This window comes from Sulfurimonas sp., assembly GCF_032250635.1.
Lineage (GTDB): Bacteria > Campylobacterota > Campylobacteria > Campylobacterales > Sulfurimonadaceae > Sulfurimonas.
The window spans coordinates 1-9569 of record NZ_JAVVFL010000074.1 but is presented as its reverse complement, the minus strand read 5'-3'; the positions used below and the strand labels follow the sequence as shown (position 1 = coordinate 9569).

At 37.6% G+C, this 9569-nt stretch carries 12 protein-coding genes; 9 read left to right on the top strand and 3 right to left on the bottom strand.

Annotated elements, in window-relative coordinates; translation table 11 throughout:
- The coding region (locus RQ763_RS05925; protein WP_314151738.1) for a peptidylprolyl isomerase at positions 1-822 on the bottom strand (822 nt) is incomplete at its 3' end.
- 86 nt (positions 823-908) lie between these two features.
- Here RQ763_RS05925 and nth point away from each other — a divergent pair.
- Positions 909-1550, top strand: coding sequence for an endonuclease III (gene nth / locus RQ763_RS05920; RefSeq protein WP_314151737.1), 642 nt, complete (start codon positions 909-911; stop codon positions 1548-1550).
- Positions 1551-1553: 3 nt separating this feature from the next.
- Positions 1554-1826, top strand: coding sequence for a hypothetical protein (locus RQ763_RS05915; protein ID WP_314151735.1), 273 nt, complete (start codon positions 1554-1556; stop codon positions 1824-1826).
- 216 nt (positions 1827-2042) lie between these two features.
- On the opposite strand, the gene cmoA is transcribed toward RQ763_RS05915, so the two are convergent.
- Both cmoA and fbaA read right to left on the bottom strand, forming a co-directional pair.
- The gene (gene cmoA / locus RQ763_RS05910; protein WP_314151734.1) at positions 2043-2750 is read right to left on the bottom strand and encodes a carboxy-S-adenosyl-L-methionine synthase CmoA; all 708 of its coding nucleotides are present in this window, start codon (positions 2748-2750) and stop codon (positions 2043-2045) included.
- 10 nt (positions 2751-2760) lie between these two features.
- Positions 2761-3834 carry a class II fructose-bisphosphate aldolase gene (gene fbaA / locus RQ763_RS05905; RefSeq protein ID WP_314151733.1) on the bottom strand — a complete coding sequence of 358 codons (1074 nt, stop codon included), beginning with the start codon at positions 3832-3834 and terminating at the stop codon, positions 2761-2763.
- 113 nt (positions 3835-3947) lie between these two features.
- Here fbaA and RQ763_RS05900 point away from each other — a divergent pair, with 113 nt between their 5' ends.
- The 7 genes from RQ763_RS05900 to RQ763_RS05870 form a co-directional block, all read left to right on the top strand.
- On the top strand, positions 3948-4625 hold the full coding sequence (locus RQ763_RS05900; RefSeq protein ID WP_314151732.1) for a hypothetical protein: 678 nt from the start codon (positions 3948-3950) through the stop codon (positions 4623-4625).
- Positions 4606-6279 (top strand): flagellar assembly protein A, encoded by a 1674-nt coding sequence (locus RQ763_RS05895; RefSeq protein WP_314151740.1) that lies wholly within the window; start codon positions 4606-4608, stop codon positions 6277-6279. The genes RQ763_RS05900 and RQ763_RS05895 overlap by 20 nt, the downstream gene beginning before the upstream one ends.
- Positions 6280-6526: 247 nt before the next feature.
- Positions 6527-6766 carry an XRE family transcriptional regulator gene (locus tag RQ763_RS05890; RefSeq protein WP_314151730.1) on the top strand — a complete coding sequence of 80 codons (240 nt, stop codon included), beginning with the start codon at positions 6527-6529 and terminating at the stop codon, positions 6764-6766.
- A 4-nt stretch (positions 6767-6770) separates the two neighbouring features.
- Positions 6771-7004 carry a hypothetical protein gene (locus RQ763_RS05885; RefSeq protein WP_314151729.1) on the top strand — a complete coding sequence of 78 codons (234 nt, stop codon included), beginning with the start codon at positions 6771-6773 and terminating at the stop codon, positions 7002-7004.
- A gap of 94 nt (positions 7005-7098) precedes the next feature.
- Entirely contained in the window at positions 7099-7383 is a 285-nt protein-coding gene (locus RQ763_RS05880) for an HU family DNA-binding protein (RefSeq protein ID WP_294930233.1), read from the top strand.
- 148 nt (positions 7384-7531) lie between these two features.
- Positions 7532-8071 carry a peptidylprolyl isomerase gene (locus tag RQ763_RS05875; protein ID WP_314151728.1) on the top strand — a complete coding sequence of 180 codons (540 nt, stop codon included), beginning with the start codon at positions 7532-7534 and terminating at the stop codon, positions 8069-8071.
- Between the two features lie 89 nt (positions 8072-8160).
- A partial coding sequence (locus tag RQ763_RS05870) for an anion permease (RefSeq protein ID WP_314151726.1) occupies positions 8161-9569 on the top strand: 1409 nt, incomplete at its 3' end.

Below are 9569 nucleotides of genomic sequence, written 5' to 3'. Positions count from 1 at the left end.
CTGTGCTTTTTTCTCTAGCTCTTTCATCTTCTGCAACATTACATTTTTAGCTTTTTCGACTTTTAGTCTCTGCTCAATTGCCGCTTTTACTTCAGAGTAGTTTCTAGTTGTTTTTGGTTTTTTGTCTTCGATATAGATGACATGATACCCAAACTGCGTTTTTACCGGCTCTGTGGTAAATTCTTTCTTTTTCATTGAAAACGCTTTGTCATTAAACTCAGGTACCATTTGTCCCACTGAGAAGTAGCCAAGGTCTCCGCCCTCAGGAGCACTTGCACAAGTTGACTTCTCTTTTGCAATCTCCATAAACTTGTTTTTAAGAGCATCGCCCTTAAGAGGCTTTAGCTGAGCAATAATGCTCTTAGCATCACTCTCTTTCTCTACAAGTATGTGGCGCGCTCTCACGCTCTCATCTTCAGCAAACTCCTCTTTGTTGGCATCATAGTAATCTTTCTTCTCTTTTTCAGAGATAGCTATCTTGTCAAACTCTCTTTTTTGCCAAACCTGAATAGCAACCTCTTTTTTAATTCTATTGGTTACCTCTTCATATCTCTCTTTAAAGTCAGCTGCCTCTAAAAGCCCTGTTTTTTTAGCGTCATCATATACAAGCTCTTTTGCTATTAACTGCTCTAGCACCTGTTTTCTGAACTCTGCCTGCTTTTCAGGAGGAACCTGGTTAAGCCTTCCCTGTGTCGCAGTCATAAGCTCCTTATCTACATCTTCTTGAGTAATAGCGGTGCCGTTCACCGTCACCAAAGTTTGAGCCATTGACATTGTCGATACTATAGCTAATGAAGCTACCAATCTTTTTACTGTTTTCATTTATACTTCCTTCTTTATGTAAAAAAATTTTAGTTAGTTAATGCTAATGATTATTAAACAACTCGCATTTTGTATATAATTGCGTCATGAAAAAAGCTACTAAACAAGAAATTAAAGAGATTCACGACCTTTTTATAGAAAAATATAGCGACGCAGTCACCGAACTAACTTATAAAAACGCATATGAACTGGTTGTTGCGGTTGCACTCTCGGCACAATGTACCGACGTAAGAGTAAATCTTATTACACCATCTCTCTTTAAAAAGTATCCAGATCCAGAAGCATTGGCAAAAGCTGATATAGAAGATCTGAAAGCCATCATTAACAGTTGTTCATTTTTCAACAATAAAGCAAAAAACATCATAGCAATGGCAAAAAGAGTAGTAGAGGTTTACGGCGGTGAGATACCGATGGATGAAAAAGAGCTTATAACACTAGGCGGAGTCGGTCAAAAGACCGCAAACGTGGTTATGATAGAGTACACGGGAGCAAATCTCATGGCGGTCGATACGCACGTTTTTAGAGTCTCTCACAGATTGGGTCTTAGCGATGACAAAACGGCAACAAAAACAGAAGCAACACTTGTCAAAAAGTTTAAAAACAATCTCCGTACACTTCATCAGGGAATGGTGCTTTTTGGGCGCTATATCTGCAAAGCAAAAAACCCAAAATGCGACGAATGTTTTTTAACACAATACTGCAAAACAAAAGAGAGTTTCAAGGTTTAAAAAATGTGGATTAATTTTTGCTTGAAAACAGATATGACAAAATATTTATTGATTATCGCAACACTTTTTTTATTTTCTGCATGTGTAAACAAACATGGGATTTCGGCTAAATACTATAGCGATTGCAAAGAGTATTATGACCTTCAAGGCTACTACCACAAAGAGTGCGGCGAGGATGACATTATCACCTATAAAGAGCTTGGCAAAAAAACAGATGAAGCCATGGAGTATGTAGTAGGAGCAGAGGAAGAAAAGCCAAAAGGGAATGTCTGGTAGGGATAACATGGTTATACAAAAGAGTCCTTTTCTAACCATGCTCGTTCTCTCGCTCCCATGCTCCTGCGTGGGAGTGTATATTTCTTGCTTCATCGACTTTATATGCATTCCCACGGAGACCGTGGGAACGAGAAAAATTACAAAATAGTTCTAGGCAATTTAGCGAAATGTACTCCTGTACATTGAGTTAAATTAACGACGAAATATGAAGTAATTTTACTTTATAGCTATGAATGTTGCGAAATTTGCCCAGCGGAAGACTACCTCACAGTGTAAGAAACCGCAGTTTTTCGCCATTTTAATATTTTCATCTTCGCTGTAAGGCACCAAAACATTCTCAAGCGCTTCTCTTTTTTGCATGATCTCATACTCTGAGTAGCCCTGCTCTTTTTTGAAGTCATAGTAGCACTCAATGAGATCTTTGTTGAGTTTTGGATGGTGGCTTATAACCTTCTCGCTAAAGATAAAAATACCCTCTTTTTTGAGTGAAGCTGATATCTTCTTTACGAGCTCCTCTCGAATCAGCGGACGTATAAACTGCAGAGTATAGTTGCTGATAAAAAGGTCGGCTTCTTTATAGTCATACTCAAGTATATCAGCATTTTTAAGCTCTATATCTGCCTTAAACGCTTCGCACTTCTTTCTCGCCTGCTCCAGCATCGCCTCTGAGTTGTCAAGTCCTACTAACGTTGCTCTATGTTTTAGTTTTCTGCTTATGCTTATTAGAAGCGTTGCGGTTGAGCAGCCCAAATCATAAGCTACCCCGCCATCTTCAAGCTGTTTTAGAGCAAAAAATTCCGTAATCTTCTGCGACTCCCCATAAAAAGGCACACTTCTTTTGAGCATGTCATCAAAGACGGCTGCGACCTCTTCATCAAATTCAAACTGTTTTTTTATCGGTTTTGCAAATACTTTATCATTCATTATGATTTGGCTAATTTCTGCCTATAGCATTTAGGTCTACAAATGCGCTCTCGACTCTCTGAACCAGAGTTAACTGACCTGCTCTGAGCCATTTTCTAGGGTCATAGTAGTTTTTATTTGGCTTATCTTCGCCCTCTGGATTTCCAATCTGGCTTTGAAGGTAATCTCTGTTTTTCTCATAATAATCTTTTACACCTATCCATGTAGCCCACTGTGTGTCGGTGTCGATGTTCATCTTGATTACGCCGTAGCTTATCGCTTCGCGAATCTCTTCCGGAGTTGAACCTGAACCGCCGTGGAAGACAAAGTTTACCGGCTTTTCTTTAGTGCCAAACTTTTCCTCTATATATTTTTGAGAGTTATCCAAAATTTTTGGAGTAAGCATGACATTTCCAGGTTTATATACACCGTGAACATTTCCAAATGAGGCTGCTATTGTAAAATGAGGCGAAACTTCACTCAACTCTTTATATGCAAAAGCTACATCTTCAGGCTGTGTATAAAGCAAAGAGTTGTCAATGTTTGAGTTGTCTACGCCATCCTCTTCACCGCCGGTAACGCCTAGCTCTATCTCTATACTCATACCGATTTTGCTCATTCTCTGCAGATATTTTTTACATATTGCCACATTCTCCTCCAGAGGCTCTTCGGAGAGATCTAGCATGTGAGAAGAGTAGAGAGGCTTGCGGTTACTTTTGTAGTGGCTCTCACCGGCATCAAGAAGAGCGTCAATCCAAGGAAGAAGCTTTTTTGCTGCATGGTCGGTATGTAAAATAACAGGGATTCCGTACGCCTCTGCCATCATGTGAACATGGATTGCACCCGAGACTGCACCTGCTATTGCCGCTTTCTCTTTCTCATTGTTCAGCCCTTTGCCGGCATAGTATGACGCTCCGCCATTGCTAAATTGAATAATTACGGGAGATTTTACTTTTGCTGCAGCTTCTAAAACACCGTTTATAGAATCGGTTCCGACAACATTGATTGCAGGAATGGCGAAACCCTTCTCCTTGGCATATTGATAAACTTTTTGCACATCATCACCAAACAGTACACCCGGCTTTACAATATCTAAAACACCCATTATTAAACTCTTTTTATAAAATTTGTTTTGAATTATATTATAGGGTTCATTTAAAATAACTTTCGTAAAACATTATTATGCTAAAATATCCGAAAAAATAATCGGGATTTCAGATGAGACTAACGGTAGATGAATATTGTAAATACTTTAAAATGTCCAAAGAGATGGTAACCTCGAAGATTAGAGCAAAAAAACTAAACTATATTATCGAAGAGGGTAACACATATATTATAGTTACAAGAGAGTCGCTTGAGAGGGACAAAAGAGAAGAGATCCATGAAGAAAAAGAGAACACTCCAAGAGATGATAAGCAGATAGCAAGGCCTACAATTACGGTAGCTACTGTTCTTGCACTTTACCAAAAAGAGAATAACTTTCTAAAAAACAAGATAGCTCAGCTTGAAACAAAGATAGATAAACTCATAGATGACAAAGAGCAGATGCTTCGCGCGGAGAGAGACAAAATAGAGCAAATATATAGCTCCAAAGATGCACAGCTCAAAAACATCTTAGAACTTGTAAACAAAAAGATGCAATTTGAGCAGGAAACAACCACTATCCATGAAGTAGAGAGTTTTAACCATCACAACAAAATGGTGCATCCTCACAATCATGAGATAATAGAACTAAAAGAGTATCTAAAGCTTTTAGATCTTAAATCATCTCAGAGAAAGATTATAAAAAAACGATTTCTAGATGCTTATGACAATGATGTAAGAGTGATACACAAAGACGGAAAGCTCTACCTTGATTTTTCAAAATACGACTATAGTGACCTGCTTGCTTATTAAAAAATTTAAAACTAAAAATATCAACGCCACTATAGAGAAGTTTGCTGCGCAGAATGATCGCTTAGCACTAGAGTTCTCATTTAATATAAACAGCGTTGATACCTACATAAAAACAGTTGCGGACGACACCTTTGTCTTATATACCGAAGATATCCACGGCTACTACAAAGATCACGAGAAACTGGTTAACGAACATGTTAGACTCAAACAGATCTATACAGTTACGGTAAAAGAGACCCCTAAAAAAATAGTTAGACTAAACTACAATATCAACTTCTCGGACAATAATATATCTCCAGCAATAATTCTGCATCCTGAGTCACAGATTCCTTATAAAAAATATCAGCCAAAAGAGATCTACCTGCTTCTGCTCAAAGAGCTCAACAATATAAAAGCACTCAACGGAATTCTGATAAACATATTTGATACGCAGATGAAGGGGAAGCTAAAAGCATTTGTAAAGTACCTCTACAGTGGCAAATTTGTAAACAAAGTGAAGATCCCTCTCTTTAGCGGCGTTGAACCAGAAATAAGAAGAAACAGCAAGCTTGTAATGCGCTTTTTACAGAAAGAGACAAACCATCAGGTGATTGAAGTCGATGAGGGCGAAGTCTTGGTTGATTTTATAAAACCAATATTTGGCAAAAACGGGCTCAATGCCTTTGGAGAGATTATTGATAACGTCTATTCAAAAAACAGCGAAGACCTAAAATGCCATGTAGATAAAAAGAGCATTGAGATTATTGAAAATGATGATAAAAAAATCTATAAAAGTAAAATAAAAGGCTATGTTCACTTTGATGAAAACAACTTCTGTATCGACAACAAGATCAAAATGGAGCATCTCTCCCGTGTTCAAGATTCAGTAGCAAAAGATGAAGCCAACAATATAGAAGTTATTATCTCTCAAAACGACACCTCTTTGGACAGCTTAGGAGAAGGTGTTGAGCTTACCTCTGAGACGATTCATATTAATGGACATGTTGGCGCAAAGTCAACCCTTAAAGCTGTAAACCTTACAATAGATGGCGCAACACACAAAGACTCAACGCAAGAAGCAAAGTTCGCTACAATAAACAGACACAAAGGCAGACTTAGATGCCATAGTGCAAAAATAACGCTTTTAGAGGGCGGCGAAGTGCATGCAACAAACGTTGAGATAGGGAACTCTCTTGGCGGCACCGTCTATGCGGAGAACGTAACCATAGAAAATGTGAAAAACAACCTAAAAGTTTATGCATCCAACTCAATTACCATTAAGCGCGTCAGCGGAGAGGACAACCTCTTTAAGATAAGCTACAAAGATATTCCTACACTAAACAGCAAATATAATTTTTTAACTCAAGAGATAGATGAGTTAAAGTATAAACTTGAAGGAGCGCTAAAACACACCCCTTCAGACGTTCCTCTCTTAAAAGAGCAGATCAATGAACTAAAAATCCAGCAAGATAGCATAGTAAACGGTGTTAAACATGCAAAGATAAGCGTAAAAGAGGCTTTTAGGGGTTTAAATACAATCTCTTTTGCTTTTGCAAACGGCGAAGAACTTACCTATAAAACACAAGAGATGGCTTATGAGCCCTTTTATATAGTTGAGTCTGGCGACTTTTTTACTCTCTACCCTACCCAAAAGAAAATTTTAATAGAAACATAGATTTCAACTTTCACTTCCCCTCTGCACTTCTCTTTTTTTTAAAACTGTCAATTTTTTATTTTTATCTACTTAAGAATTGATTTTTTATGCAAATAATATACAGAATACCGTGCTTAATAATATTTATATTTAACTTTAAATAAATTATATAGCATTGTTAATACTTTAATCAGTATGTATAGAAATTTATTACGTGCTTTAGTTAAAATTAAATGTATATTTAAGTATTTATCTCGTACAATCTCATATGCAAATCAATGACCTGTTTAATATTCTTCATAACTCTTTAGAGTCTCAAAACAATGGAAAGAAGATATCTCTTAAAGATATGGCTGATTCATTTGGGATATCTATGCGTACATATCAGGATTGGAAACTTGGTCGAGCCAAGCCGCAAGCTGCTGTTGTTGTTATGGAGATGCTAGGCAGATTAGAAGACGATGAGATCATTAGGGCTGTAAGAAAAATAAATAAACTTAAGGATTAAGATTATGAGCACGCTGACAAAACAAGAAAAAGATGCTTTAGAAGATGTATTTTTATCTATACAAACAGGTAAAAATAAGTATCAAAAAATAAGAGAATTATCGTCTTTTATTATAGCAAGTGACATCAGCAGCGTTGTGTCTAAACTACTCAAGCGTGCAAAATTAGGACTAAAAAAGAGAAAAAGTTCATATTTTTTATCATTTTTAGATAAAAAGAAGAAATCTTTAAGCAAATAAACTATAAAGTGTCTATAGCTGAATTACATAACTTTAAAATTATATTTTGAGTTTTGTAGTTTCGGAAAATCTTTATAAATTCAAGGGTAGATTTATGAATAAAGCTCAATTCGTTGAACTAGTGCAAGCAAGTGGTAATTACAAAACTAAAGTTGAAGCTGAAGCAGCTATCAAAGCATTCACAGATGCAGTAGCATCTGCATTAGTGAAAAAGGAAGATGTTTCTCTTGTAGGATTCGGAAGCTTTAGTGCTTCACTACAAAAAGGAAAAAGCGGTAAAGTTCCTGGTACCGACAAAACTTATACTACAAAAGATAAGATGGTTCCTAAGTTTAAAGCTGGCAAAGGTCTTAAAGACCGCGTTGCTGCTGGTAAATAAAACCTAATTTTGTCGCAAATTTATTTTTGCGACAAAACTTCTTCCAAAATACACTGCTCCAAATAACCTTTAAACAAAACTCTTACAATCCTTTTTAAATTTCAATAAAATATAGATACAATATAACCATCATACAAAAGGAAATAAAATGAAAAAAATTCTAATTGCGCTATTTATGCTTTTTTCCATAAATCTTAGCGCCCAAAGCAGTGAGCCGCATGTTGTTCTAGAGACTACACAGGGAAAGATTGAGCTTAGACTATTCCCGAGTATCGCTCCATTGGCGGTAGAGAATTTTTTAACACATGTAAAAAACGGCTATTACGACGGTGTTGTTTTTCATCGTATTATCAGAGACTTTATGATTCAAGGCGGAGACCCTACAGGAACCGGAAGAGGTGGTGAGAGTATCTGGAGAGAGGATTTTAAAGATGAGTTTACAAACAAGATGTTTGACAGATCCGGTGTTTTAGCTATGGCGAACAGAGGTCCTCACACAAACGGCAGTCAGTTTTTTATAACAACTGCTCCTACTCCATGGCTAAACGGAAGACATACGATATTTGGTCAAGCAACGGCACAATCAATGGCTGTAATAGAGAGGCTTCAAAGTGTTGCTACAAATGGCAGAGCGGGTGGAGACAGACCGATTGAGGAACAAAAAATTTTAAAAGCGTACATCAAGTAAACACTGATATTTCTTTATAAATGGTAGTATGTAATTATTCTATAATTAATTTTACAATATAATGCCTCCATTAATAAAAGGCTATTTTTATGGAAATTCGTACTGTCGATAAAATTCAAAAACAGGCACTAAAAAAGAGTGCTGCAGATTTTACAAGGCTCGGTTTTGCCCTATTTTTTATGATAGGGGTTTTGACCTTTAGTTTTTTAAGCAACGGCGGCGTCTCTAACAACTTGTTTTTGGCTGTAGCGGCGCTTATCGGTGCGTATATGGCTATGAACATAGGAGCCAATGATGTTGCTAACAACGTCAGTCCTGCTGTTGGATCAAAAGCGCTCACTCTAACAACTGCTATTGTTATCGCTGCAATTTTTGAGACTGCGGGTGCACTTATTGCCGGCGGTGATGTCGTCAAAACTATTAAAAATGGGATTATTGACATCTCAGCTTTTGGTGGAAATCCAGACCCCTTTATATGGGCTATGATGGCGGCTCTTCTTGCAGCTGCACTCTGGCTAAATTTTGCCACAATGATGAAAGCACCCGTATCTACAACCCACTCAATAGTCGGTGGCGTAATGGGCGCCGGAATTGCGGCAGCCGGATTTAGTGTCGTTGACTGGGGTACAATGGGCGGTATTGTTGCATCATGGGTAATCTCTCCTGTTTTGGGAGGGGTTATTGCTGCAGCATTTCTCTTTGCTATTAAAAAATCTATTGTCTTTAAAGACGACAAAATAGAAGCTGCCAAAAGGTATGTTCCTGTTTTTGTTGCCATTATGTCCTGGGCATTTGTAACATATCTTATACTCAAAGGCGTGAAGCATATTTGGCCAAAAATATTGGAACTTCTTAACACCCTGCCATTAATATCGCTTGAGATTACAAAAAAACCATCATTTACTACGGCATTGACAATAGGGTTAATAGTTGCCTTTTTTGTCTATATTTTTGTTAAGAAAAGAGTTGGCTCAAATACAACAGTTCTTCAAAACACAAGAGAATCTGTAAATACACTCTTTACCATTCCTCTTATTTTTGCAGCTGCTATGTTAAGCTTTGCGCATGGGGCAAATGATGTTGCAAATGCAATCGGACCATTGGCGGCAATTAATGACGCTATTGTGAACGGGGGAGTATCTTCAGCGGCATCTATCCCCCTTTGGGTTATGGCGGTAGGAGCACTGGGCATCTCTCTTGGCTTAGCCCTTTACGGTCCTGGCCTAATTAAAACTGTAGGGACCGAAATAACGGATCTAGATCAGATGAGAGCTTTTTCAATAGCGATGGCTGCTTCCATTACCGTCATCATTGCTTCACAGTTAGGTTTGCCTGTAAGTTCTACTCACATAGCTATAGGAGGCGTTTTTGGTGTCGGCTTTTTAAGAGAGTGGCTCTATGCTAAAGATGAAAACAATCATACCGTTGAGGATGACATACTATCTATTGAAGATGAGAAGCTAACGAAAAGCGCTTATGAACATGAACTAAAAGAGCT

Excerpts from the sequence above, each read along its gene's own strand:
- cmoA (WP_314151734.1), bottom strand. The coding sequence starts at position 2,750 with ATGAATGATAAAGTATTTGCAAAACCGATAAAAAAACAGTTTGAATTT.
- RQ763_RS05885 (WP_314151729.1), top strand. The coding sequence starts at position 6,771 with ATGAGCACGCTGACAAAACAAGAAAAAGATGCTTTAGAAGATGTATTT.
- RQ763_RS05875 (WP_314151728.1), top strand. The coding sequence starts at position 7,532 with ATGAAAAAAATTCTAATTGCGCTATTTATGCTTTTTTCCATAAATCTT.
- RQ763_RS05900 (WP_314151732.1), top strand. The coding sequence starts at position 3,948 with ATGAGACTAACGGTAGATGAATATTGTAAATACTTTAAAATGTCCAAA.
- nth (WP_314151737.1), top strand. The coding sequence starts at position 909 with ATGAAAAAAGCTACTAAACAAGAAATTAAAGAGATTCACGACCTTTTT.
- RQ763_RS05890 (WP_314151730.1), top strand. The coding sequence starts at position 6,527 with ATGCAAATCAATGACCTGTTTAATATTCTTCATAACTCTTTAGAGTCT.
- fbaA (WP_314151733.1), bottom strand. The coding sequence starts at position 3,834 with ATGGGTGTTTTAGATATTGTAAAGCCGGGTGTACTGTTTGGTGATGAT.
- RQ763_RS05915 (WP_314151735.1), top strand. The coding sequence starts at position 1,554 with ATGTGGATTAATTTTTGCTTGAAAACAGATATGACAAAATATTTATTG.
- RQ763_RS05880 (WP_294930233.1), top strand. The coding sequence starts at position 7,099 with ATGAATAAAGCTCAATTCGTTGAACTAGTGCAAGCAAGTGGTAATTAC.